Origin of the sequence: Streptomyces sp. NPDC051452, from assembly GCF_044454765.1 — a bacterium.
In the GTDB taxonomy this organism is placed as follows: Bacteria; Actinomycetota; Actinomycetes; order Streptomycetales; family Streptomycetaceae; genus Streptomyces.
Genome location: NZ_JBITEB010000011.1, coordinates 29,138 through 52,504 on the forward strand (window position 1 = coordinate 29,138; position 23,367 = coordinate 52,504).

Annotated in this window: 20 protein-coding genes and 1 pseudogene; 8 read left to right on the forward strand and 13 right to left on the reverse strand. The window is 71.5% G+C overall.

The features are described from left to right. Positions 1–31 precede the first annotated feature (31 nt). The gene (locus ACIBA9_RS24190) at positions 32–1,678 is read left to right on the forward strand and encodes an LCP family protein (protein WP_399366078.1); all 1,647 of its coding nucleotides are present in this window, start codon (positions 32–34) and stop codon (positions 1,676–1,678) included. Positions 1,679–1,781: 103 nt separating this feature from the next. Here the strand turns inward: ACIBA9_RS24190 and ACIBA9_RS24195 are convergent, their stop codons facing one another. Further along, entirely contained in the window at positions 1,782–2,810 is a 1,029-nt protein-coding gene (locus tag ACIBA9_RS24195) for a glycosyltransferase family 2 protein (protein WP_399366080.1), read from the reverse strand. A gap of 281 nt (positions 2,811–3,091) precedes the next feature. Between ACIBA9_RS24195 and ACIBA9_RS24200 the strand changes: the two genes are divergently transcribed. Next, positions 3,092–4,465, forward strand: a complete 1,374-nt coding sequence (locus ACIBA9_RS24200) for an LCP family protein (RefSeq protein ID WP_399366082.1) — start codon at positions 3,092–3,094, stop codon at positions 4,463–4,465. Between the two features lie 123 nt (positions 4,466–4,588). Here the strand turns inward: ACIBA9_RS24200 and ACIBA9_RS24205 are convergent, their stop codons facing one another. After that, entirely contained in the window at positions 4,589–5,137 is a 549-nt protein-coding gene (locus tag ACIBA9_RS24205) for an acyl-CoA thioesterase (RefSeq protein WP_362155268.1), read from the reverse strand. A 120-nt stretch (positions 5,138–5,257) separates the two neighbouring features. Between ACIBA9_RS24205 and ACIBA9_RS24210 the strand changes: the two genes are divergently transcribed. Next, entirely contained in the window at positions 5,258–6,583 is a 1,326-nt protein-coding gene (locus ACIBA9_RS24210) for an LCP family protein (protein ID WP_399366084.1), read from the forward strand. Between the two features lie 125 nt (positions 6,584–6,708). On the opposite strand, the gene ACIBA9_RS24215 is transcribed toward ACIBA9_RS24210, so the two are convergent. Both ACIBA9_RS24215 and ACIBA9_RS24220 read right to left on the reverse strand, forming a co-directional pair. Further along, positions 6,709–7,071 (reverse strand): four-helix bundle copper-binding protein, encoded by a 363-nt coding sequence (locus ACIBA9_RS24215; RefSeq protein ID WP_362155264.1) that lies wholly within the window; start codon positions 7,069–7,071, stop codon positions 6,709–6,711. 96 nt (positions 7,072–7,167) lie between these two features. Then, positions 7,168–8,325 carry an acyl-CoA dehydrogenase gene (locus ACIBA9_RS24220; protein WP_362155262.1) on the reverse strand — a complete coding sequence of 386 codons (1,158 nt, stop codon included), beginning with the start codon at positions 8,323–8,325 and terminating at the stop codon, positions 7,168–7,170. Between the two features lie 182 nt (positions 8,326–8,507). Here ACIBA9_RS24220 and ACIBA9_RS24225 point away from each other — a divergent pair, with 182 nt between their 5' ends. Together ACIBA9_RS24225 and ACIBA9_RS24230 are read left to right on the forward strand one after the other, a co-directional pair. Beyond that, on the forward strand, positions 8,508–9,851 hold the full coding sequence (locus ACIBA9_RS24225; protein ID WP_362155260.1) for a UDP-glucose/GDP-mannose dehydrogenase family protein: 1,344 nt from the start codon (positions 8,508–8,510) through the stop codon (positions 9,849–9,851). Positions 9,852–10,122: 271 nt separating this feature from the next. Then, on the forward strand, positions 10,123–10,515 hold the full coding sequence (locus ACIBA9_RS24230; RefSeq protein WP_399366087.1) for a VOC family protein: 393 nt from the start codon (positions 10,123–10,125) through the stop codon (positions 10,513–10,515). Positions 10,516–10,527: 12 nt separating this feature from the next. Here the strand turns inward: ACIBA9_RS24230 and ACIBA9_RS24235 are convergent. Both ACIBA9_RS24235 and ACIBA9_RS24240 read right to left on the reverse strand, forming a co-directional pair. Then, positions 10,528–11,635: pseudogene (locus ACIBA9_RS24235) on the reverse strand (dipeptidase). A gap of 54 nt (positions 11,636–11,689) precedes the next feature. After that, positions 11,690–12,049, reverse strand: coding sequence for a MerR family transcriptional regulator (locus ACIBA9_RS24240; protein WP_362155253.1), 360 nt, complete (start codon positions 12,047–12,049; stop codon positions 11,690–11,692). A gap of 63 nt (positions 12,050–12,112) precedes the next feature. Here ACIBA9_RS24240 and ACIBA9_RS24245 point away from each other — a divergent pair, with 63 nt between their 5' ends. Then, positions 12,113–13,258: an alkene reductase gene (locus tag ACIBA9_RS24245; protein ID WP_399366089.1), complete on the forward strand. Its 1,146-nt coding sequence runs from the start codon at positions 12,113–12,115 to the stop codon at positions 13,256–13,258. Here the strand turns inward: ACIBA9_RS24245 and ACIBA9_RS24250 are convergent. Genes ACIBA9_RS24250 through ACIBA9_RS24260 form a run of 3 tightly spaced genes read right to left on the reverse strand, consistent with a single transcriptional unit; the run spans position 13,198 to position 16,057 of the window. Continuing rightward, positions 13,198–14,394, reverse strand: a complete 1,197-nt coding sequence (locus ACIBA9_RS24250) for a dipeptidase (RefSeq protein WP_399366091.1) — start codon at positions 14,392–14,394, stop codon at positions 13,198–13,200. The genes ACIBA9_RS24245 and ACIBA9_RS24250 overlap by 61 nt on opposite strands. Positions 14,395–14,399: 5 nt before the next feature. Then, on the reverse strand, positions 14,400–14,921 hold the full coding sequence (gene purE / locus ACIBA9_RS24255; protein ID WP_362155246.1) for a 5-(carboxyamino)imidazole ribonucleotide mutase: 522 nt from the start codon (positions 14,919–14,921) through the stop codon (positions 14,400–14,402). Further along, positions 14,918–16,057 carry a 5-(carboxyamino)imidazole ribonucleotide synthase gene (locus ACIBA9_RS24260; RefSeq protein ID WP_399366093.1) on the reverse strand — a complete coding sequence of 380 codons (1,140 nt, stop codon included), beginning with the start codon at positions 16,055–16,057 and terminating at the stop codon, positions 14,918–14,920. The genes purE and ACIBA9_RS24260 overlap by 4 nt, the downstream gene beginning before the upstream one ends. A gap of 183 nt (positions 16,058–16,240) precedes the next feature. Here ACIBA9_RS24260 and ACIBA9_RS24265 point away from each other — a divergent pair, with 183 nt between their 5' ends. Continuing rightward, the gene (locus tag ACIBA9_RS24265; protein WP_399366095.1) at positions 16,241–16,768 is read left to right on the forward strand and encodes a GtrA family protein; all 528 of its coding nucleotides are present in this window, start codon (positions 16,241–16,243) and stop codon (positions 16,766–16,768) included. 24 nt (positions 16,769–16,792) lie between these two features. Here ACIBA9_RS24265 and ACIBA9_RS24270 read toward each other — a convergent pair whose 3' ends face one another. Both ACIBA9_RS24270 and ACIBA9_RS24275 read right to left on the reverse strand, forming a co-directional pair. After that, a complete protein-coding gene (locus tag ACIBA9_RS24270; protein ID WP_399366097.1) occupies positions 16,793–18,064 on the reverse strand; it encodes an ATP-binding protein in 1,272 nt (423 codons plus the stop codon). Positions 18,065–18,093: 29 nt separating this feature from the next. Next, positions 18,094–18,771 (reverse strand): response regulator transcription factor, encoded by a 678-nt coding sequence (locus ACIBA9_RS24275; protein ID WP_030653180.1) that lies wholly within the window; start codon positions 18,769–18,771, stop codon positions 18,094–18,096. Positions 18,772–19,261: 490 nt separating this feature from the next. Between ACIBA9_RS24275 and ACIBA9_RS24280 the strand changes: the two genes are divergently transcribed. Continuing rightward, positions 19,262–20,800 carry a peptide MFS transporter gene (locus ACIBA9_RS24280; RefSeq protein WP_399366100.1) on the forward strand — a complete coding sequence of 513 codons (1,539 nt, stop codon included), beginning with the start codon at positions 19,262–19,264 and terminating at the stop codon, positions 20,798–20,800. Between the two features lie 96 nt (positions 20,801–20,896). Here ACIBA9_RS24280 and ACIBA9_RS24285 read toward each other — a convergent pair whose 3' ends face one another. Next, positions 20,897–22,225 carry a hypothetical protein gene (locus ACIBA9_RS24285; RefSeq protein ID WP_399366102.1) on the reverse strand — a complete coding sequence of 443 codons (1,329 nt, stop codon included), beginning with the start codon at positions 22,223–22,225 and terminating at the stop codon, positions 20,897–20,899. A gap of 2 nt (positions 22,226–22,227) precedes the next feature. Further along, the gene (locus ACIBA9_RS24290) at positions 22,228–23,367 is read right to left on the reverse strand and encodes a hypothetical protein (protein WP_399366104.1); all 1,140 of its coding nucleotides are present in this window, start codon (positions 23,365–23,367) and stop codon (positions 22,228–22,230) included.

The window sequence follows — 23,367 nt, forward strand, 5'->3', positions numbered from 1 at the left end:
GCATGGCGCGAGGGTGGGGAGGGCGGGGAGGTTGGCGCAGAGCGAGGTGCGCGGAAAGGTTCCTGCGGTCGAGGACACGATGGCGCTGAAGCCGCAGACCTCGGCCGCGTCGGGAGGCTCCGGGCGGCGCGGGGGCGGGCGGCGGGCCGGCGGGGCGAAGACCGAGCGGCGGCGGCGCAGACGACGTGTCCTGCGCTGGTCGGCGAGTGTGCTGACGATGGTGATACTCGGCACGGCGGCCGCCGGCTATCTGTACTACGAGCACCTCAACGGCAACATCCAAAAGGGCCGGCGCAGCAGCGCCGACGACTCCAAGGCACACCGGACCCAGCCCAACGCGGCCGGCCAGACACCGCTGAACATCCTGCTGATCGGCTCCGACAGCCGTAACTCCGACGAGAACGTGAAGCTCGGCGGCAGCCGGGACCACCGGGGTGATCCGCCGCTGGCGGACGTGCAGATGCTCATCCACCTCTCCGCGGACCGCAAGAGCGCGGCGATGGTCAGTATCCCGCGCGACACCCGGGTCGACATCCCCAAGTGCACGGATCCGGACACCGGCAAGGTGTATCCGCCGACCAACGACATCATCAACGTCAGCCTGGCCCGGGGCGGGGCCGGCTGCACGCTCGCCACCTGGGAGAACCTCACCGGGGTCTACATCGACCACTGGATGACGATCGACTTCGCGGGCGTGGTGCGGATGGCGGACGCCATCGGTGGCGTCGACGTCTGTGTGAGGCAGAACGTGTGGGACCATCCCACGCCCCGGGTGTCCGGCGGCTCCGGGCTGAAGATGCGGGCGGGCGAGCACAAGGTGAAGGGCGAGCAGGCCCTGCAGTGGCTGCGGACCCGGCACGCCTGGGGCAGTGACCTGATGCGGGCCCGCGCCCAGCACATGTACCTCAACTCGATGATCCGCACGCTGAAGAAGCAGAACGTGTTCACCGACACCGGCCGGCTGATGGACCTCGCCGAGGCGGCCACCAAGTCCCTGAAGGTCTCCGAGGAGATCGGCACGGTCAAGAAGCTCTACGACCTGGGCATGCAGATGAAGGCGGTGCCGTCGAACCGCATCACGTCGCTGACCATGCCCAACGTGCGGGACCCACAGGACGGCAACCACGTCCTGCCGGACCAGGCCAACGCCGCCAAGGTCTGGCAGATGCTCCAGGACGACGTCCCGTTCGACAAGAACGGCGAGAAGTCGGCGTCGAAGCCGGCCGCCGACAAGGCGGAGCCGACGCGGAAGCCGTCGGTCGACGCGAGCCGGCTGGGCGTGCTGGTGCAGAACGCCACCCGCACCTCCGCCGAGGGACCGGTGCCGCAGCGGGCGAGGGCCATCGGCCAGGCGCTCGCACAGCAGGGCTACGTCAGGGCGAGCGCCGACACCACGGGGTCCCTGTCCGAGGACAAGACGGTCGTGCGGTACCCGAGCGCGGACCTGGAGGGTGACGCCCAGGCGGTGGCCAAGGCGCTCGGCATCCCGATGGGTTCGGTGCGCAAGTCGACCGACGTGTCGGGGGTCACGGTCGTCGTCGGCGCGGACTGGCGCACCGGTACGGCCTATCCGAAGCAGTCCGCCCCGAAGGCGGGGGACCTGCCCGAGGGCAGCGACGCCGTCAACGGCTCGGACACCACCAAGTGCATGGACGTCTACGACGTCTACCGGTGGTAGGACACACGCGCGAGGGCCCCTTCCCGAAGGAGAAGGGGCCCGGTCGGCGGGAGGAATCCCGTCGTGCGCTCGGGGCCGCGTGGCGTGCGGGGCCGCCGTGCGCTCAGACGGCGGTCGTCACCGCCGGCCGGCGGGAGGCGATGACCTTGCGCGCCAACGCCTTCGGGCTGGTCAGAAAGCCCCAGCCCCACGACATGTGCATGGTGGCCAGGGCCACCGGGATCCGCACGCGGGCCTTCAACGGCAGGCCCTTGCCGGCCGGGACGGAGCCCGCGGCGATCGCCGCCAGGTAGCCGGCCGGTATCACCAGGGCCCACGGCGTCAGCGCCACACCGGCCACCAGACCCGCCGCCACCGCGCACACCGCGGTCGGCGGGGCGAGGTAGCGCAGGTTGATGGAACCGGAGTGGTAGCGGGCGACGACGTGCCGCCAGCGGCCGTAGTCCTTGTACTGCTTGGCCAGCGCCCGCACCGAGGGGCGCGGCCGGTAGGACACCTTCAGCTCCGGCGAGAACCAGATCAGGCCGCCCGCCTCGCGGATGCGGAAGTTCAGCTCCCAGTCCTGGGCGCGGATGAACTCCTCGTTGTAGCCGCCCTGTTGCTCCAGGGCCTCGCGGCGGAAGACACCGAGGTAGACCGTCTCGGCGGGGCCGGCCTGGCCGCCGGTGTGGAAGGCGGCGTTGCCGACGCCGATCCTGGAGGTCATCGCGGCGGCGACCGCGTGCTCCCAGTCGTTCTCGCCCTCGGCGTGCATGATGCCGCCGACGTTCTGCGCGCCGGTCTCCGCCAGGAGCCGGACCGCGGTGGCGATGTAGTTCGGCGAGAGCATGCCGTGGCCGTCGACACGGACCACGATCGGGTGCCGGGAGGCCTTGATCGCCGCGTTCAGCGCCGCGGGCGTGCGGCCGGTCGGGTTGGGGACGGTGTGCACGCGCGGATCGTCACGGACCAGCTCGGCGGCGATCTCGTCCGTGCGGTCCGTGGACGGACCGAGGGCGATCACGACCTCCATCTCGCCGGCGTACTCCTGCGCGAGGATCGCTTGGACGGCCCCGCGCAGATGCCGCTCCTCGTTGAGGACGGGCATGATCACGGAAACAGCGGGGAGCCGCACGTCGGGCTTGGCGTTCATAGGACGCTCACGTTACCGCGAACGGGGGACACCGGTGCGCGCCGCCGGGGCCGGGACGCGGGCTGGAGATCGTATCGGCCTACTGTGCTCACGGCTCCCGCGTACGGCCTCGCCCGGAGGTGTCCTCCTTGTCCAGCCCGCCCCGGTCCTCCTCCCCCTCCGCCGAAAGCGGGAGAGGCACCCCCAGGCCGCCGCGCCGTCCGCGGCCGCCCCGCCGGGTGCCGCGCCCACCCGAGCGGCCCGAGAGAGCCGTCCGGCCGCCCAGACGGCCGCGCTGGGCCATGCGGGCGATCACCACGCTGTCCGTGGTGGTGCTCGCCTCCGCCGGCATCGGGCACGCCGTCGTCGCCAGCCTCGACGCGGGCATCGCCCGCGTCGACGCCTTCAAGGACATGAAGAACCGGCCCCGCGCGGGCCACGGCATGAACGTCCTGCTGGTCGGCACCGACGGCCGCGACAAGATCAGCGAACAGCAGCGGCGCGCCTTCCATCTGGGCGGACAGCCCTGCCACTGCACCGACACGATGATGATCGTGCACATCTCGGAGGACCGGGAGCGGGCCACCGTGGTGAGCCTGCCGCGGGACTCCTACGCCGACGCCCCCGCGCACGTCGACCAGAACTCCGGGCACCGGCACGGCCCCCACCCGATCAAGCTCAACGCGGCCTACGCCGAGGGCGGCCCGCAGCTGACCATCCGCACGGTGGAGAACATGACCCATGTGAAGATCGACCACTATCTGGAGGTCGACTTCACCAGCTTCATGCGGACGGTGGACGTCCTCGGCGGGGTGCGGGTCTGCACGCCGACACCGCTGAAGGACTCCTACACCGGCCTCGACCTCGCGCCCGGCATCCACACCCTCAAGGGCGGACAGGCCCTGCAGTACGTGCGGGCCCGGCACCTCGACGGGGCGAGCGACCTGGGCCGGATGAAACGGCAGCAGCGGTTCCTGGCCGCGCTGATCGAGAAGGCCACCACCTCCGGGGTGCTGCTGAACCCGATCAGGTTCCGGGACGTGACCCGGGCGGTGCTCGGCTCGGTCCGCGCCGACGCCGGCTTCGGCACCGACGAGCTGCTCGACCTGGGCCGGGCGATGCGCAGCTTCTCCCCCTCCTCCTCGGAGTTCACCACCGTCCCCATCGGGCAGCTGAACTTCCAGGTCAAGGGCATCGGCTCGACCCTGAAGTGGGACCCGGCCGGGGCGGACAGGCTCTTCCGGTCGGTGCGCGACGACCAGCCGCTCACCGCCGACCGCCCGCACCGGACGTCCACCACCACGCCGGTGGAGGCGGACCCACGGCAGATCCGGGTCCTGGTGGCCAACGGCACCGCCACCATGGGGCTCGCCAAGCGGGTCGACTCGGCGCTCGCCGCGACCGGCTTCGCCACCACCCACCAGCCGGTGACCGCGCCCGCCCACGTGCCGCGCACGATGATCTCCTACGACCCCCGCTGGGACCGTTCCGCCCGCTCCCTGGCCGCGGCCCTGCCCGGCAGCGAGCTGCGCGCGGCGCCCGGTCAGGGGCCGCTGATGAAGGTGACCGTCGGGGCCGACTTCAAGGCGGTGCGTACCGTGCGGTTCGAGGACCCCGGGCGGCCGGAGCAGAGCGTGGTGCGGGGCGACGAGGTCGTGTGCTCCGGAGACGTCTAGACGCGCGGCCCGGAACGCCGGTGGGGCCGCTGAGACGACCCGCGCGACCGGCGAGACCGTCGAGACCGGTGCCGGACTCTTGACCGGGTGAGGGCCTCGCGGCTTCTCGCGGGTCCGGGCCGGTCAGTCCTGGAAGCCCTCGGCGGCGCGCCGCTCCCGCAGCTCACGGATCGCGCGGCGGCGGGCCAGCCGGTGGGTGCGGCGGATCTGGGCCTCCTGGTTGCGGCGGCGGTCCCGGTCGGTCTCCGGCTCCACCGGCGGCACCCGGCGCGGCTTGCCGTCGGCGTCGACGGCCGCGAAGACCAGATAGGCCGAGCCGACCTGGGTGGCCGGGTCCGACTCGTTCCAGCGTTCGGCGAGGACCCGGACACCGATCTCCATGGAGGTCCGGCCGGTCCAGTTCACCTGGGCCTTCACATGGACCAGGTCGCCCACGCGCACGGGCTCGAGGAACACCATCTCGTCCATGGACGCGGTGACGGCGGGACCGCCGGAGTGCCGGCCGGCCACCGCGCCCGCCGCGTCGTCGACGAGCTTCATGATCACACCGCCGTGCACCGTACCCAGCAGGTTGGTGTCGTTGTGGGTCATGATGTGGCTGAGCGTGGTGCGCGAGGCGGACGTGGGCTTGCCCGGGATGTCCGGGTCCCCGTCCGCGGCCTGATCTGTCATGCCCCCCACCTTAAGCCGAAGCGACATTCACGGAATTTTGTGTCAGCTTCGCAACAGCGCCGCCCCTATTTTCCGACAGGCCTTGTAAGGCACACGGCGGTGCCCTGCACACTGGGGCGCATGAATGACTGGCCCGAGGGATGGTCCGACGACAACCGCGGCCCCCGCTACGGACACGGCAGCGCCGGTGCGCAGCCTGAGGGTGCCCGCGTGATGCGTCAGGTGCGGCGCGGCCCGGCGGTACCGCCCGGCCGACGCTCCGGTTACGGCGACCCCGGGCCGTCGGCGCCGCCGTACGGCGGCGGTGTCCCGCAGCAGCCGTCGTACGTCGACGGCCAGGGACACGACACAGGCGGCGGTTACGACCAGTACGACTCCGGCTACAACACCGGCCACGTCTACGGCAGCCCCGGGGGCGGCGGGCCGGGCGGTCCGGCGGGCACGACCGGCCGGGCACCGCGGCCGGCGCCGAACTGGCGGCGCCGGATCAAGTGGACGACGATCACGGTGGCGACCGTGGTGGTCGTCACATCGGTGGCCACGTACTTCTGGGCCGACTCCAAGCTGCGCCGCGAGGTCGACCTGTCGACGGTCATCGACCGGCCCGGGACGGGCAGCGGCACCAACTACCTGATCGTCGGTTCGGACAGCCGCGAGGGCATGTCCAAGGCGGACGAGAAGAAGCTGCACACCGGCGGCGCCGAGGGCAAGCGCACCGACTCGATGATGATCCTGCACGTCGGCGACAACGGCGACACGCTGGTCTCGCTGCCGCGCGACTCCGACGTGGTGATCCCGTCGTACAAGGGATCGACGTCCGGGAAGACCTATCCCGCGCGGGGGCGGCACGAGAAGCTGAACGCGGCCTACGCCGAGGACGGGCCGACGCTGCTGGTCCGCGCGATCGAGTACAACACCGGCCTGCACATCGACCACTATGTGGAGATCGGTTTCCAGGGCTTCGCGAACATCGTGGACGCGGTGGGCGGTGTCGACATAGACATCGACAAGGGCTTCAAGGACAAGTGGTCCGGCGCCGACTTCAAGGCCGGCAAGCAGACCCTGAACGGGCAGCAGGCGCTCGCCTTCGTCCGTACCCGGCACGCGTTCGCCGCCTCGGACCTGCAGCGCACCAAGAACCAGCAGAAGTTCCTCGCCGCCCTGGCCCACCAGGTGGCCACCCCCTCGACGGTGCTGAACCCGTTCCGGTTCTACCCCACCATGGGCGCGGGCCTGGACTCGCTGATCGTCGACAAGGACATGGGCCTGTGGGACCTGGCCTCGATGTTCTGGGCGATGAAGGGCGTCAACGGCGGTGACGGCACCTCCATGAACATGCCGATCTCCGGCTCCATCGGCGGCAACCTCGTCTGGGACAAGGCGAAGGTGAAGACGCTGGTGAACCAGCTGAACAACGACGAGAAGGTCACCGTCTCCGGTAACTAGCGGACGCGGAGGGCGAGCAGCGTCATACGGGGGACGGGCCGTCCCGCGGTACGGCGGCCTCGGCCGGCGGCGGGTACGCGCCTCCAGGGCACTCGGGGTGCCCTGGAGGCGCGGTCAGGCGGGACTCACATGGCGGCGCCGACCATGGCACGGCACATCTCGGCACAGCGGCGACACGCCTCCGCGCAGCGCGCCATCTGCGGATCGTCCGGCATCGCCATACACGCCTGGGCGCACATGTCGCACGCCTTGGCACACATCGCGCACATCTCGCCCGCCATGGGCGAGCGGCGCATCATCATGTCGGCACACATGCGGGTCGTCTCGGAGCAGTCCATGAGCGCGCGCATGATCTGCATCTGGGCCTGGCCGCCCATCTGCATGCAGGAGCTCATGGTCTCCTCGCACATCGTGTGCGCGGTCATGCAGGCCTCGACGCAGTCCTGCATCTGGCGGGTCATGGGGGACATCGTTCCGGGCTGGGTCATGGCTCCTCCTCGGAGGCGGGGGCCCGATCCGGGCCCCGTGTGCTTCCGTCCTACGTCCCCGAGGCCCGTCCCGCACGTCGGCGAGCGACCTAACGGTTACGGCAGGTTCCTTGCCATCACGATCCGCTGGACCTGGTTCGTGCCCTCGTAGATCTGGGTGATCTTGGCATCGCGCATCATGCGTTCGACCGGGTAGTCGCGGGTGTAGCCGTAGCCGCCGAGGAGTTGGACGGCGTCCGTGGTGACCTCCATCGCCGTGTCCGAGGCGAAGCACTTGGCGGCCGCGCCCTGGAAGGTGAGGTCGGCGTCGCCGCGCTCGGAGGCCGCCGCCGCCTGGTACGTCAGGGCGCGAGCCGCGGCGATCTTCATGGCCATGTCGGCGAGCATGAACTGGATGCCCTGGAAGTCGGCGATCGGCTTGCCGAACTGCTTGCGCTCCTGGACGTAGCCCTTGGCGTAGTCGAGGGCGCCCTGGGCGACACCGAGCGCCTGGGCGGCGATGGTGATGCGGGTGTGGTCCAGGGTCTTCATGGCGGTGGCGAAGCCGGTGCCCTCCGCGCCGATCATGCGGTCGGCGGGGATGCGGACGTTGTCGAAGTAGACCTCGCGGGTCGGGGAGCCCTTGATGCCGAGCTTCTTCTCCGGGGCGCCGAAGGAGACACCCGGGTCGGACTTCTCGACGACGAAGGCGGAGATGCCCTTCGAACGCTTCGAGGGGTCGGTCACGGCCATCACCGTGTAGTACTCGCTGACACCGGCGTTGGTGATCCAGCGCTTCACGCCGTTGAGGATCCAGTGGTCGCCGTCGCGGACCGCCTTGGTCTTCATGCCGGCCGCGTCCGAGCCGGCCTCCGGCTCGGACAGGCAGTACGAGAACATGCCGTCGCCCTTGGCCAGCGGCGCCAGGTACTTCTTCTTCAGGTCCTCGGAGCCGGAGAGGATCACCGGGAGGGAGCCGAGCTTGTTCACCGCGGGGATGAGCGAGGAGGAGACGCAGGCGCGGGCCACCTCCTCGATCACGATGACCGTGGCGAGCGCGTCGGCGCCGGGGCCGCCGTACTCCTCGGGGACGTGCACGGCGTGCAGGTCGTTGGCCACCAGGGCGTCCAGCGCCTCCTGCGGGAAGCGCGCCTCCTCGTCCACCGCGGCGGCGTACGGCGCGATCTTCGCCTCGACCAGCGAGCGGACGACGTCGCGGAGCATGTCGTGCTCCTCGGACGGGCGGTACAGGTCGAAGTCAGCCGTTCCGGCCACGGTCTCTCACGCTCCAAAGACACAGTGATTCTGACGCTAATTACCGTTAAGTAACTCGAATTTTAGGCGGCTGGCCCGAACCCGCCTACGTGAGCTTGGCGACAGCGGGAAAAGTGCCCGGCGCGGGGCCCGACTATGCTCATGCACCGCATGGAAGAGAGTCCCCGAGCTGGAGCGCACCCATGAGCCTGAAGATCACCGTGATCGGCACCGGCTACCTCGGCGCCACACACGCCGCGGCCATGGCCGAGCTGGGCTTCGAGGTGCTGGGACTCGATGTCGTCCCCGAGAAGATCGCCCTGCTGGAGCGCGGCGAGACCCCGATGTTCGAGCCGGGTCTGCAGGAGCTGCTGCGCCGGCATGTGGCGGGTATCGAGGGGTCCAGCGGGCGGCTGCGGTTCACCATGGACTGGGCGGAGGCCGGGGCGTTCGGCGATGTGCACTTCGTGTGCGTGAACACTCCGCAGAAGCACGGCGAGTACGCCTGTGACATGTCGTACGTCGACTCCGCCTTCGCCTCGCTCGCTCCCCATCTGCACGGTCCCGCCCTGGTGGTCGGCAAGTCGACGGTGCCGGTGGGCTCGGCCGAGCGGCTGGCCGCCTACCTCGCCGAGCACGCGCCGGCCGGCGCGGACGCCGAGCTGGCCTGGAACCCGGAGTTCCTGCGCGAGGGCTTCGCCGTCGAGGACACCCTGCACCCGGACCGCATCGTGGCCGGGGTGCGCAGCGAGCGGGCCGAGAAGCTGCTGCGGGAGGTGTACGCCACCCCGGTCGGCGAGGGTACGCCGTTCGTGGTGACCGACTTCCCGACCGCGGAGCTGGTGAAGACGGCCGCGAACTCCTTCCTCGCGACCAAGATCTCGTTCATCAACGCGATGGCGGAGGTGTGCGAGACGGCGGGCGGTGACGTGGCGAGGCTGGCGGAGGCCATCGGGCACGACGACCGGATCGGGAAGAAGTTCCTGCGGGCCGGGATCGGCTTCGGCGGCGGCTGTCTGCCGAAGGACATCCGGGCGTTCATGGCGCGGGCGGGTGAGCTGGGGGCGGACCAGGCGCTGACCTTCCTGCGGGAGATCGACTCGATCAACATGCGCCGGCGCGGCCAGATGGTGGAGATGGCCCGGGAGGCGCTGGGCGGTGGCTCCTTCCTCGGCCGGCGGGTCGCCGTGCTGGGGGCCACCTTCAAGCCGGACTCGGACGACGTCCGCGACTCGCCGGCGCTGAACGTGGCCGGTCAGATCCATCTGCAGGGCGGCCAGGTCACGGTGTACGACCCGAAGGGCATGGACAACGCCCGCAAGGTCTTCCCGACCCTGGGGTACGCCGACTCGGCGCGGGAGGCGGTCCGGGGCGCCGACATCGTGCTGCATCTGACCGAGTGGCGCGAGTTCCGCGAGCTGGACCCGGCGGAGCTGGGCGAGGCCGCCTCGGCCCGGTTGATCCTGGACGGGCGCAACGCCCTCGACCCGGAGCTGTGGCGGCGGGCCGGCTGGACCTACCGGGCGATGGGCCGCCCCACCGCGTAACAGCCGGGCGCACGACGCCGGTTCGGCCGAGGCTCAGTCGGCCGAACCGGCGTCTTTTCGTATTCTGCCCCATGGGACACACAGGTGGCCGGTGAAGTCCCGGGGCTTTACGGGTTCTTCGCCCGGTACCGGCGCATCTTCGCACCCGCCTCGGGCGGCCTCGCAGGCTTTGAGGGGGGTCCGGGTGTCCGCGACCAGGGCCCCGGGGTTCACGCGGATCCGGCCGGGCACCCGTTCTGCCTGTGCTGCCTGCCGAGTGGAGGAGAAGCCCATGGCGTCCGTCGCGCGTTTCCGTTCCGTCGTGCTCGACTGCCCCGACCCGCACGCGCTGGCCGCTTTCTACGCGGCGGTGGCCGGCGGTACGCCCGAGGCGGCGGACGACGACTGGGTGGTCCTGCGGGTTCCGGACGGGCCGCGGCTGGCGTTCCAGCGGGCCGAGGGGTACGCCGCGCCGGAGTGGCCGCGGGCGGACCGCAACGGCCAGCAGTTCCACCTGGACTTCGACGCCGGGAAGACCTGGGCGGAGGTCGACGCGGCGCACGAGCGGGTGCTGGCGCTGGGCGCGCGCCCGCTGGACCTGGAGGACCGCGAGAAGAAGGACTTCCAGATGTACGCGGATCCGGCCGGGCATCCGTTCTGCCTGTGCCGGATCGAGCACCCGTGAACCGCCGCCGGGTCAGCCGTCGAGGTCGGTGATGCGTGCCGTCGACGCCGCCCGGCGCTGTTGTGCGGCCCGGGCCGTGAAGTCGGCGGTGCGCAGGGCGCGTTGTACGTTGGCCCAGGTCAGCAGGGCCAGTTCGGCCTCGGGCCAGCCGCGCCTGAGCAGCTCGGTGATCAGGTGCGGATAGCGGGAGGCGTCGGCGAGTTCGCGGGGGTGGGTGACTTTCGGAGTCGTAGGTGCCGGACAGGCCGACGCATTCCGGGCCCGCCACGCGGCGTACGTGGTCGAGGTGGTCGGCGACGTCCTCGACCGTGGGGCCGACCTGCTCGGCGGTGAGCGGCACCATGCACAGGCCCTTGGCCTCGCCCAGCCGGGCGAGCAGGTCGTCGGGCAGGTTGGCCGGGTGCGGGCGCAGGGCGCGGGCGGCGGAGCGGGTGCACAGCACCGGTGTCCTGGACAGGGCCACGACCCGTTCGGCGGTGGCGGCGGGGGCGCCGGAGATGTCGGCGAGCACACCGAGCCGGTTCATCTCCCGCACCACCTCCTCCCCGAACCGGGTCAGCCCCTTCTCGCCGGCCCAGGCGGTGCCGGCGAGGGTGAGCACGCGCAGGCCGAGGGCGTGCAGGACGCGCAGGATGCCGAGGGAGTCGTCGAGGGCGGCGGCGTGCGCGGGGCCGAGGACCACGGCGACCCGGCCGCGGTGGCGGGCGTCGATGATCTGACCGGCGGTACGCACCAGGCGCAGGCCATCGGGGTGGGCGTCGATCACCGTGCGCACCTGGTCGAGCTGTTCCAGGGTGGCGGCGGTCGCGCGGCCGCCGCCGCGGTCGTCGGGCAGGTGCAGCGACCAGAACAGCGCGGCCACGTGGCCCTCGCGCATCCGGGGCACGTCCGTGTCGATGGCGGCCTCGCCCAGCTCCAGATCGAACCGGGGCAGATGGCGCAGGGCCCAGGGCAGACCGCTGTAGCCGTCGGCGACGGGGTGGGCGGCGAGCAGGGCGTGTGCCCGTGGCAGGTCCGCGTCGGCGGGAGCGTACGGCGCCTCGGGGGGCGGGTCGTCCGGCAGAGCGTCGTCCGCGCCGACCTCGGTCGTGGTGTGGATGTCGTCCTGGAGGTCGGCCATGGGCGGGCTCCGTACGTCGTGGGCCACGTCGGTCGTGCGCGACGGGTAGACCGGTCAGGCTTCGCGAGCCGTTCGGATCACCTCGTCCAAGGTGTCCCGGGACCGTCGGAGATCGGCGATCATGCGGTCGATGCGGTCGCGTTCGGCGGTGAGGTCGGCGACCAGTGCGGGGGTGGCGACGGCGGAGGGGCCGCCGTCGCGGTCGCGCATGCAGGGCAGCAGTCGGCGGACCTTCGCGCTGTGCAGTCCGGCCGCGTACAGCTCCTGGATGCGGATGACCCGGTCGACGGCCGTCTCCGGGTAGTCGCGGTGGCCGCCCGGGGTGCGGTCGGCCGCGAGCAGCCCCTGGGTCTCGTAGTAGCGCAGCGACCGTTCGCTGACGCCCGTGCGCCGGGCGAGTTCACCGATCCGCATGTCCGCCTCCGCGGGGAGAGAGGGCTTGAATCTGACACCGGTGTCAAGTTCTACCGTGCGGCCATGACGCAGACAACGGACTTCCTGGCCCCCGCCCGGCTCGGCCGGCTGGCGCTCCCGCACCATCTCGTGATGGCCCCGCTCACCCGCAACCGCGCGGAGGCCGACGGCACCCCCGGGGCGCTGATGGTCACCCACTACGCGCAGCGCGCCTCGGCCGGTCTGCTCATCGGCGAGGGGTCGACACCGAACCCGGTCGGGCAGACCTATCCCGACATCAGCGCGATCCACACCGACCGGCACGTGGCCGGCTGGCGTCGGGTCACCGAAGCGGTCCGGGCGGCCGGCGGGCGGATGTTCCTGCAGCTCCAGCACGGCGGACGGGTCAGCCATCCGGAGACCACGGGTCTGACCCCGCTGGCGCCCTCCGCTCTCGCGCTACCGGAGACGATCTTCACCCCGCGCGGCCACCGGCCGGCCGCGGTGCCCCGTGCGATGACGGCGCAGGACATCCGGGCCACCATCGCCGACTTCGCCGCCGCCGCCCGCCGGGCGGTCGAGGCGGGCTTCGAGGGGGTGGAGGTGCACTCGGCCAACGGGATGCTGCTGCACCAGTTCCTCGCGGACAACACCAACCGCCGCACGGACGGCTACGGCGGCCCCGCCGCACGGCGGGTGCGGTTCGCGGCGGAGGTGACCGAGGCGGTGGCCGACGCGATCGGCGCCGACCGGGTGGGCGTACGGATCTCTCCGGGCTCCACCGTCAACGGCGTCCTGGAGGAGGACACGGGCGGTCTGTACGCCGCGCTCCTGGACCGGCTGAAGGGGCTGGACCTCGCCTATCTGCATCTGGTGCGCTCCACCCCGCGCAGCGGCTGGTACCGGCGGATCCGCGCCGACTGGCCCGGTGTCCTGATCGGCAACCCCGACCTGGCCGGCCTCGGCACCGAGACCGTCACCCGGGCCGTCCGGGAGCAGCTGGCGGCCGGCGCCGACCTGGTGGCCCTCGGCCGGCCGTTCCTCGCCAACCCGGACCTGGTCGAGCGGCTGCGCCGGGGCGCGCCGCTCAACCCGGTCCGGGACCGCTACTTCATGTACGTGGGCGGGGCCGCCGGCTACAACGACTATCCCGCCCTGAACGCGCCGGATCAGGCGGTGCCGGTGTCGAGTGACTCGATCGTGGCGTTGGACGGGCCGCGCGTGGCCTGAAGGTCACGGGCGACGTCCTCCGCCGCGCCCAGCACCCGTACCGCGTTCTGCCAGGTGAGCTTCGCCAGGTCGGCCCTGGACCAGCCGCGGTCCAGCAGTTCGGCCAGCAGGTTCGGGTAGCCCGAGACGTCGTCCAGGCCGTCCGGGGTGAAGGCGGTGCCGTCGTAGTCGCCGCCGATGCCGAGGTGGTCGATGCCGGCCACCGCGCGCATGTGGTCCAGGTGGTCGGCGACCGTGGACACCGTGGCGACCGGGCGCGGGTTGCGCTCCTCGAAGGCGCGGTGGATCTTCATCGCCTCGGGGCTGGTGTCCAGGTGGTGCAGGCCGTGGGCGCGCATGTTGTCGTCGGCCGCGGCCGTCCAGTCCACGGCGGCCTGGAGCACGAACTTCGGCACGAACGTCACCATGGCCACGCCGCCGTTGGCGGGCAGCCGCTCCAGGACGTCGTCGGGGATGTTGCGGGGGTGGTCGCACACCGCCCGCGCGGAGGAGTGGGAGAAGATCACCGGCGCGGACGTGGCGTCCAGCGCGTCGCGCATCGTCGTCGCCGCCACGTGCGAGAGGTCGACGAGCATGCCGAGCCGGTTCATCTCCCGTACGACCTGCCGGCCGAAGGCGGACAGGCCGCCCACCCTGGGCTCGTCGGTCGCGGAGTCCGCCCAGTCCACGTTGTCGTTGTGGGTGAGCGTCAGGTAGCGCACGCCGAGCGCGTGCAGTGAGCGCAGCGTGCCGAGGGAGTTGGCGATCGAGTGGCCGCCCTCGGCGCCCATCAGGGAGGCGATACGGCCCTCCCGGCGCGCCGCCTCCATGTCGGCGGCCGTCAGCGCGGCCCGCAGCTCCCCCGGGTGCCGCTCGATGAGCTGCCGGACGCAGTCGATCTGCTCCAGCGTGGCCGGCACCGCGTCCGGCAGGTCGGCGCGCACGTACACCGACCAGTACTGCGCCCCGACGCCGCCCTCGCGCAGCCGCGGGATGTCGGTGTGCAGATGGGCGTCCTGACGTACGGCGATGTCACGGGCGTCGAGGTCGTAGCGGACCTGTTCGCGCAGCGCCCACGGCAGGTCGTTGTGGCCGTCGACGACCGGGAAGTCGCACAGCAGCGCGCGGGCGGTGTCCAGCGAGGCCGGTGAGGTCAACGGTGTCACTTCCCGAAGCCGAAGTGGCCGGCGCCCTCGACCTTGGTGCGCAGCCGTTTGCCCTTCTCGGTGGCCTGGTCGTTGAGGTCCTGCTGGAAGTCGCGCATCTTCTGCAGCAGTTCCTCGTCGTGCGCGGCGAGCATCCGGGCGGCGAGCAGACCGGCGTTGCGGGCCCCGGCGACGGAGACCGTGGCGACCGGGACACCGGCCGGCATCTGCACGATCGACAGCAGCGAGTCCATGCCGTCGAGGTACTTCAGCGGGACCGGGACGCCGATCACCGGCAGCGGGGTCACGGAGGCGAGCATGCCCGGCAGGTGGGCGGCGCCGCCCGCGCCGGCGATGATCGCCTTCAGGCCGCGTTCGGCGGCCTGCTCGCCGTACGCGATCATCTCGCGGGGCATGCGGTGCGCGGAGACGACGTCGACCTCGTAGGCGATCTCGAACTCGTCGAGGGCCTTGGCGGCCCCTTCCATGACGGGCCAGTCGGAGTCCGACCCCATGACAATGCCTACGACCGGGCTCATTCGGTGATCGTCCCTCTCAGGTAGCCGGCTGCGTGACGGGCGCGCTCCAGCACGTCGTCGAGGTCGTCGCCGTAGGTGTTGACGTGACCGACCTTGCGGCCGGGCTTCACGTCCTTGCCGTACATGTGGATCTTGAGCTTGGGGTCGCGGGCCATGCAGTGCAAGTACGCGGAGTACATGTCCGGGAAGTCGCCGCCCAGGACGTTCACCATGACCGTCCACCGCGCGCGCGGGCGCGGGTCGCCCAGCGGGAGGTCCAGGACCGCGCGGACGTGGTTGGCGAACTGGGAGGTGATCGCGCCGTCCTGGGTCCAGTGGCCCGAGTTGTGCGGGCGCATCGCCAGCTCGTTGACGAGGATGCGGCCGTCGCGGGTCTGGAACAGCTCGACGGCGAGGTGTCCGACGACGCCGAGTTCCTTGGCGATGTTCAGGGCCATCTCCTCGGCCCTGAGCGCGAGCTCCTCGTCCAGGTCGGGGGCCGGGGCTATGACCGTGTCGCAGACCCCGCCGACCTGCCGCGACTCCACCACCGGGTAGGCGACGGCCTGGCCGTGCGGGGAGCGGACGACGTTGGCGGCCAGCTCGCGGACGTAGTCGACCTTCTCCTCGGCGAGGACCGGGACCCCGGCCCGGAACGGGTCGGCGGCCTCCTCGACGGAGTCGACGACCCACACGCCCTTGCCGTCGTAGCCGCCGCGGACCGTCTTCAGGACGACGGGGAAGCCGTCGCCCTCGGCCGCGAAGGCGGCGACGTCGCGCTGATCGGCGACGATCCGGTGCCGTGGGCACGGGATGCCGATCGCGTCGAGCCTCGCGCGCATCACGCCCTTGTCCTGGGCGTGCACCAGCGCGTCGGGCCCGGGGCGCACGGGGATGCCGTCCGCCTCCAGGGCCCGCAGATGCTCGGTGGGTACATGTTCGTGATCGAAGGTGATCACATCGCACCCGCGGGCGAACTCACGCAGGGTCGCCAGATCGCGATAGTCGCCGATGACGACTTCGTTCACGACCTGGGCCGCTGAATCCTGAGGGGTGTCACTGAGGAGCTTGAACCTGATGCCCAACGGGATGCCCGCTTCGTGCGTCATACGCGCGAGCTGCCCCCCGCCGACCATGCCGACTACCGGGAACGTCACACCCCTAGGGTATCGGCCATGCCGGGGGTGGCCGGATCGTGCCCCGCTCACGGCCTCTTACCCGCTGCTTTCCCGGCTCTTTCCGATCCGTTTCCCAGTCGTGGCCCGGTCCGCGGGCAGGGGGCCGCCGCGTCTGGATAGCATGGCGGGGTTGACGAAACCTACCGACGGGAGCTGCCAGCCATGGAACCTCGTTCCGCGGGGCTGCAACGGCTCGTACGTGAGGTGGCCAAGTTCGGCGCCGTCGGCGCCGCCGGCGTCCTTGTCAATCTCGGCGTGTTCAACCTGGTCCGGCACGTCTCCGACCTGCCGGTGGTGCGCGCCAGTGTGATCGCGACCGTCGTCGCGATCGTGTTCAACTACGTCGGTTTCCGCTACTGGACGTACCGGGACCGCGACAAGGGTGGCCGCACCCGGGAACTCACGCTGTTCCTGCTGTTCAGCGTGGTCGGCCTGGTGATCGAGAACGGTCTGCTGTACCTGGCGACCTATGAGTTCGGCTGGGACAGCCCGCTGCAGAGCAACGTCTTCAAGTTCGTCGGCATCGGCGTCGCGACGCTGTTCCGGTTCTGGTCGTACCGCACCTGGGTCTTCCGGGCGCTGCCGGCCCGCGAGGCGGAGTCGATCCTCGCGGCCGAGTCGACGCAGGACGTGTCCGCCGCGGCAGCCGAGACACAGCAGGACGCCCCGAAGCGGACCCAGCGTATCTAGCGGACCCGGCGCGGTCCGCGGAGGTCAGCGGACCGTGGGATGCTCCTCGCCCAGCTTGCGGGCGGGGGGTGTGCGCGAGAGGAACAGGCCGAACACCGGGGGCTGGGCCTGGAGCAGCTCCAGTCGTCCGCCGTCGGCCTCCGCGAGGTCCCGGGCGACGGCGAGACCGATGCCGGTGGAGTTGCGTCCGCTGATCGTGCGCTCGAAGATCCGCGCCCCGAGGTCGGCCGGCACCCCGGGACCCTCGTCGGTGACCTCGATCACCGCCTGGTTGCCGGTGACCCGGGTGCGCAGGGCGACGGTTCCACCGCCGTGCATCAGTGAGTTCTCGATCAGCGCGGCCAGCACCTGGGCGACCGCGCCCGGCGTGCCGACGGCCCGCAGATGCCGCTTGCCCGAGCTGACTACGGCCCGGCCGGCGCTGCGGTAGGCGGGCCGCCACTCGGCGAGCTGCTGCTGGATGACCTCGTCCAGATCGAAGGAGACCGCGGAGCCGGTGCGCGGGTCGCGCGAGTTCGTCAGGAGCCGCTCCACCACGTCCGTCAGCCGTTCGACCTGCGTCAGGGCGATGGTGGCCTCGTCCTTCACCGTGTCCGGATCGTCGGTGAGGGTGATCTCCTCCAGCCGCATGGACAGCGCGGTCAGCGGCGTACGCAGTTGGTGGGAGGCGTCGGCCGCGAGGCGCCGCTCGGCGGTCAGCATGCGCCCGATCCGCTCGGCGGAGGAGTCCAGCACATCGGCGACCCGGTCCAGCTCGGGCACGCCGTAGCGCTTGTGGCGGGGGCGCGGGTCGCCTGAGCCGAGGCGTTCGGCGGTCTCGGCGAGGTCGGTCAGCGGGGAGGCGAGCCGGTTGGCCTGCCGCACCGCGAGCAGCACGGCCGCGATCACCGCGAGCAGCGCGACCAGAGCGATGATCAGCAGGGTCCGGCCGACCTCACGCGTCACCGAGGAGCGGGGCTCCTGCACGGTGACCGTCTCGCCCTCCTCGCCGTGCTGCGTGAAGTGGATGACGTCACCCTCCGGCTTGGTGCCGATCTCGATCGGCGCCTTGCCGGGCATGCGGATCAGGACGTACTGCTCCTTGCTGACCGGGTTGCGCAGCACGTCGGCGTTGACGTTCTCGGCGGCGAGGACGCGGCTGTCCACGATGCTGGCCAGCCGTACCGCCTCGGACTCGACCCGGTCCTGGGCGCTGTTGCTGATCGTCCGCGTCTCGACGATCACGAGGGAGACGCCGAAGACGGCGATCACCACGAGGACGACGGCGAGGGTGGACTGGATGAGACGTCGGCGCATGTTCCGTCACCGAGCCGGCCCCGGAGGGCTCAGCTCTTCTCGAAGCGGAAGCCCACACCGCGGACCGTCGCGATGTAGCGGGGGTTGGCCGCGTCGTCGCCGAGCTTCTTGCGCAGCCAGGAGATGTGCATGTCGAGGGTCTTGGTCGACGACCACCACGTGGTGTCCCAGACCTCCCGCATCAGCTGGTCCCGCGTGACGACCCGGCCCGCGTCCCGCACGAGGACCCGCAGCAGGTCGAATTCCTTCGCGGTGAGCTGGAGTTCCTCGTCGCCCATCCACGCCCGGTGCGACTCGACGTCGATGCGCACCCCGTGCGTGGCCGGCGGCTGCTGCGGCTCGGCGGCGCCGCGCCGCAGCAGGGCCCGCACCCGGGCGAGCAGTTCGGCGAGGCGGAAGGGCTTGGTGACGTAGTCGTCGGCGCCGGCGTCCAGACCGACGACGGTGTCCACCTCGTCGGCCCGCGCGGTCAGGATGAGGATCGGGACGGTGTGGCCGTCGGCGCGCAACCGGCGGGCGACCTCCAGGCCGTCCATCCCGGGCAGGCCCAGGTCCAGCACGACCAGGTCGACACCGCCCTGCATTCCGGCGTCGAGCGCGGCGGGTCCGTCCTCGCGCACCTCGACCTCGTAACCTTCCCGGCGCAGGGCGCGGGCCAGCGGTTCCGAGATGGACGCGTCGTCCTCGGCGAGCAGTACACGGGTCATGAGGTGATGGTAGACCGCCGGTGAGCGCTGTCGGGGTGTGATCGGTTGCAGTGGTTCTTACCTTTGGGCCGCACTGGTACGAACCATTGACCTGGGGATGCGATCGTAGGAGGGACCTTCGAATTCCCTCGCATGGTTCCCCCGACACCTGTGATCCGCGTCTCAAGTCCTTCCATATCCGGCGGTGTCCTGTCGTATGGTGACCTGAGCGCCTCTAGCACACCGGGGACCTTTGGCGGCACTTGACGCTGAAGGTCTCTTTCATGTGCGGGTTGGTCTAGACCAGCTTGACAGGAATGACCTCTGGCCGGGCTCCGGACGCAGTGAAGCGTCCTGGAGCGTGGATCCCGGTGGTCGCCGTCCACCGCTTCGCGATCCGGAGCGGACTCCCCCCGGGCGTGGGGGTGGACGTCCGACCCGCCGGTGCCGGCCGCACCCCCACCGGGCGCGCAACGCTCCTGCCGCGCGTCCCGACCAGCAAGGAACGACCATGGCGTCCAGCCTGACGAAGGACTCGGTCCGCCCGGGCACCCCCGGTTCCGAGAAGACCTTCTTCGGCCACCCCCGCGGACTGGCCACCCTCTTCATGACCGAGATGTGGGAGCGCTTCAGCTTCTACGGCATGAGGGCCCTTCTCGTTGTCTACCTGCTCTCCGGCGGCCCCGACGCCAAAAAGGGCAGCATGGGCGGCGGGCTCGGCATGGACCTGGCCACGACGACGGCGATCTACTCGGTCTACCTGTCGATGGTGTACCTGCTCGCGATGCCGGGCGGCTGGCTGGGCGACCGCGTCTGGGGCCCCCGCAAGACCGTCACCATCGCGGCCGTCACGATCATGGCCGGTCACCTGGTGCTGGCGCTGCCCGGCGGTCAGGCGCCCTTCTTCGCCGGTCTGGGACTGGTGGCGCTCGGCTCGGGTCTGCTGAAGGCCAACATCTCCACCATGGTCGGCCACCTCTACCAGGGCCCGGACGACCCGCGCCGTGACGGTGGCTTCACGATCTTCTACATGGGCATCAACCTGGGTGCCTTCTTCGCGCCGCTGATCATCGGCACGGTCGGCCAGGAGGTCAACTGGCACCTCGGCTTCGGCCTCGCCGCGGTCGGCATGGCCATCGGTCTCGCCGCGTTCCTGCTGGGCACCCGCAACCTGAGCCCGCAGAGCAACCGCGTCCCGAAGCCGCTGGCGGCCGAGGAGCGCGCGACCTGGCTGCGCAAGGGCCTGATCTGGCTGGCCGTCGCCGCCGTCTTCTACGGCATCGTCGGCTTCACCGGCCACTTCACCCTCAACTGGGCGATGATCCCGCTGACCCTGATCGGTCTGGTCATCCCGGCCGGTGTGCTGCTGCGCATCAAGCGTGACAAGGACCTCTCGAACGTCGAGCAGTCCAAGATGACCGGCTACATCTGGTTCTTCGTGGCCGCCGCCGTCTTCTGGATGATCTACGACCAGGGCGGCTCCACCGTCCAGGCCTTCGGTGAGAACAAGGCCGCCGGTTCGCTGTTCGGCCTCGACTTCCCGTCCTCGTGGTACCAGTCGCTGAACCCGGTGTTCATCATGGCGCTCGCGCCGGTCTTCGCCTGGGTCTGGCTGTGGCTGGCCCGCAAGGGCAAGGAGCCGAGCACGGTCGCGAAGTTCGCCGCCGCCCTGTTCTTCATCGGTGTCTCGTTCTTCTTCTTCCTGCTGCCGCTGGGCATGGCCTCCGACGGCACGAAGGTCAGCCCGATGTGGCTGGTGGGCATCTACCTGATCCAGACCGTAGGCGAGCTGTGCCTGTCGCCGGTCGGCCTGTCGGTGACCACCAAGATGGCTCCGGCCAAGTACGCCAGCCAGATGATGGGTGTCTGGTTCCTCGCGGTCACCGCGGGCGACTCGATCACCAGCCTGCTGTCCAACCCGGCCATCGCCGGCGTCGACCTCAACGGGTCCGGCGCGGTCCTGGTGGAGGCGATCCTCGCCGCCCTCGCGGGTGTCGCGGTCTACATGTACCGCCGCAGCGTGAAGTCCCTGATGGGCGACGTGCACTGACCCGACCCCGGGTTCCGGGTCCCCGGTCGACGGGAGGGCCACCGTGTCATCGGACGCGGTGGCCCTCTTCGCGTGCGCCGGGCATCCCGTCCGGTGCTAGCGGGTCCTGCGGCCCGGCAGGAACGTGAACACCGCGCCGCCCAGCAGGATCGCGGTGCCCGCGACCAGACCCAGGGCCTTCAGCCCGCCGTGGTCGCTCGCGCCGGTCTCGGCGAGGCCGCCCGCGCCGCCGTCGCCGCCCGAGGTGCCGCCGGTGTCACCGGTGCCGCCGCCCGCGCTCCCCGAGCCCCCGGAGGTGGAGGTGCCGCCGGCCGCTCCGCCCGGCTGCCCGGTGGTGTCCAGGGTGAGCGAGACCTCCGTGCGGGCCGGCGTGCACGTCGTGGTCGTACCGAGGGCCCTGACCGTGAGGACACCCGGCGACAGGGTCGAGGAGCCGCTCGCGCCGGGCTTGTACGTGCCCGTGAGGTCGGGGATCGCGATCGGGTCGCCGGCCTTGATCGGGCCGGCGTTGGCCGGGCCCTCCACCTGCACCGTGCCCTTGTCGGAGCCGCCCAGCACCACCTCCATGGACGGTTTCACGGAGTCCTTGGGGATGTCGGCGGGACTGTCCATGACCGACTTCCCGAACCGCACGGTGAGGTCGTAGCTCCCGCCGTTCGCCCTGGCGTCGATCCGCACCGGCGAGGTCGCGTTCCTGTCGCCGATCGGGGTCTTGCAGGCGTACGCGATCCGCACCTCCTTGCCGGTGAAGTCGCTCCGACCGGTACCACCGGTGGCCCTGGGGCTGGCCGTGGCGGTCGCGGTGCCCGTCGGAGTCGCCGACCTCGTCGGGGTCGGCGAACCGGTGGGGGTCGGACCGGACGTGCCGCCGCCGGCCGTCACCGCGATCGTCGCCGCCTGCCGCACGGTCTCGCGCGGCGCGCACCTGGTATCGGTGGACATCGCGTTGACGGTGTACGCGTCCGGCGTCAGCGTCACCGTGCCGGCCGCCGTCAGCTTCAGGCTGCCCTTCATGTCGGAGAGCACCATGGCGCCGCCCTTGGGGATGGCCGGGTTCCTTCGGGGACCGCTCAGCGTGACGTCGCCGCTCTGCGCGCCGGCCGCCTTGAGCACGCCGGACGGCTGGACCGAGTTCGCGGGCAGGTCGATGATGTCCGGGTTCCTGGAGGCGGCCTGGACGAACTTCCACACGATGTCCACGGTGTCGCCCACCTTCGCCGTGGCGGGCGCGGTGATCTCGACCTTGGTGGTGCCGTCGACGGGGGCGATGCCGGCGGGCGGCACACAGTGGGTGGCGTACGACACCTGCGCCGCCTGCGCGGGCGCCGCCGTCAGACCCAGCAGGACGCCCGCACCACCCAGCGCCAGCGCGGCGCCCACCGCAGTCAGCCGATGCGCGCCGGCCGGTGCGCCTCTCCTTCGCATGCTCACGTGGGTCCCTTCGGGGTGGGAGTCGTCGGACCCGCCGGGCTCGTCGGGCTCGTCGGGCTGTCGTCGTGCGGTGCGGAGAGCCGGTGTGCCGGGGCGCCCGGAGCGGAGTCCGGGCTGAACCACGGCAGGACCGGGGTCGGGGCGGGGGTCCCGGTCCGGGGCGAGGGGCGCGCGGGCGCGCGTCCCCCGGAGCGCGGCAGGCGCGGGGACAGGGTCAGGACGGAGGCCCAGGGCGGGCGCCGATGGCTCGCGGCGACCGGCCCACCGGGCCGTAGCCGGTCCACGACGGCCATGCCGACACGGAACAGCGCCGCCGGCACGACCAGGCAGAGCAGCAGCCAGAACAGCGTCACCCCCCAGGGCCGGCCCACGGCCCACGGCTGCCGGGCGAGGAGCCGTCCGTCGTAGTCGAGGGAGACGGTGTAGTCGCCGTGCGCCCCGGCCGACAGCTCGACCGGCAGCTTGATCTGCGCCTTCTTGCCGGGGGCGAGCGTGCCGCGCCACTGGCGGTCCTCCCACTGCGGTGCGAAGACGCCGTGGGCGGTGCCGACCCGGAAGACCGGATCGCGGACCGGGCTCGTGCCGGTGTTGCCGACGGTGAGGACGAGAGTGCGGTCGGGTGGGGCGCCGAACCAGGTGAGCAGGCCCCCGGAACCGGTCAGCCGGACGTCGGACAGGACCGCCAGCCGGCCACCGGAGCGCTCGGCGGGCAGCGGGGCGACGGGGTGACCGGCGACCCGCAGGACGGCGTCCGCCTCGGCCGTGGCGCCGGTGACGGTGGCCACGTGCACCACGCAGGGGCAGGGCACGGGCGGTTCCGAGACCGGCAGTCCGCGGTGGAAGGCGCCCTGGCCGTCGGTCGTCACGGCTCTGCCGTCGCCGTTGGCACAGGAGTTGGTGCCGCCGACGACACCGCGGGACGGCGTGGCCCGCCCGCAGACCAGCATCATCAGCAGGACGTGCGGCCGCCAGCCGGTGCCGGAGACGGTGACCGAACCGCCGGTGCCGGCCTGCCCGGCCGACAGCCGCACGACCGGCCCGTCCGCCGCGGCCACCGGCCCCGAGAGCCCCAGCACGAGCAACACGGACACCGCCGCTCCCGCGAGCGCCCTGACGGTCCTCACGCTCCTCCCCAT

Coding starts and splice junctions, on each gene's coding strand:
- ACIBA9_RS24285 (WP_399366102.1), bottom strand. CDS start 22,225: ATGCGAAGGAGAGGCGCACCGGCCGGCGCGCATCGGCTGACTGCGGTG.
- ACIBA9_RS24210 (WP_399366084.1), top strand. CDS start 5,258: ATGAATGACTGGCCCGAGGGATGGTCCGACGACAACCGCGGCCCCCGC.
- ACIBA9_RS24270 (WP_399366097.1), bottom strand. CDS start 18,064: ATGCGCCGACGTCTCATCCAGTCCACCCTCGCCGTCGTCCTCGTGGTG.
- ACIBA9_RS24275 (WP_030653180.1), bottom strand. CDS start 18,771: ATGACCCGTGTACTGCTCGCCGAGGACGACGCGTCCATCTCGGAACCG.
- ACIBA9_RS24245 (WP_399366089.1), top strand. CDS start 12,113: ATGACGCAGACAACGGACTTCCTGGCCCCCGCCCGGCTCGGCCGGCTG.
- ACIBA9_RS24280 (WP_399366100.1), top strand. CDS start 19,262: ATGGCGTCCAGCCTGACGAAGGACTCGGTCCGCCCGGGCACCCCCGGT.
- purE (WP_362155246.1), bottom strand. CDS start 14,921: ATGAGCCCGGTCGTAGGCATTGTCATGGGGTCGGACTCCGACTGGCCC.
- ACIBA9_RS24205 (WP_362155268.1), bottom strand. CDS start 5,137: ATGACAGATCAGGCCGCGGACGGGGACCCGGACATCCCGGGCAAGCCC.
- ACIBA9_RS24240 (WP_362155253.1), bottom strand. CDS start 12,049: ATGCGGATCGGTGAACTCGCCCGGCGCACGGGCGTCAGCGAACGGTCG.
- ACIBA9_RS24200 (WP_399366082.1), top strand. CDS start 3,092: ATGCGGGCGATCACCACGCTGTCCGTGGTGGTGCTCGCCTCCGCCGGC.
- ACIBA9_RS24290 (WP_399366104.1), bottom strand. CDS start 23,367: ATGGGGAGGAGCGTGAGGACCGTCAGGGCGCTCGCGGGAGCGGCGGTG.
- ACIBA9_RS24225 (WP_362155260.1), top strand. CDS start 8,508: ATGAGCCTGAAGATCACCGTGATCGGCACCGGCTACCTCGGCGCCACA.
- ACIBA9_RS24215 (WP_362155264.1), bottom strand. CDS start 7,071: ATGACCCAGCCCGGAACGATGTCCCCCATGACCCGCCAGATGCAGGAC.
- ACIBA9_RS24230 (WP_399366087.1), top strand. CDS start 10,123: ATGGCGTCCGTCGCGCGTTTCCGTTCCGTCGTGCTCGACTGCCCCGAC.
- ACIBA9_RS24265 (WP_399366095.1), top strand. CDS start 16,241: ATGGAACCTCGTTCCGCGGGGCTGCAACGGCTCGTACGTGAGGTGGCC.
- ACIBA9_RS24195 (WP_399366080.1), bottom strand. CDS start 2,810: ATGAACGCCAAGCCCGACGTGCGGCTCCCCGCTGTTTCCGTGATCATG.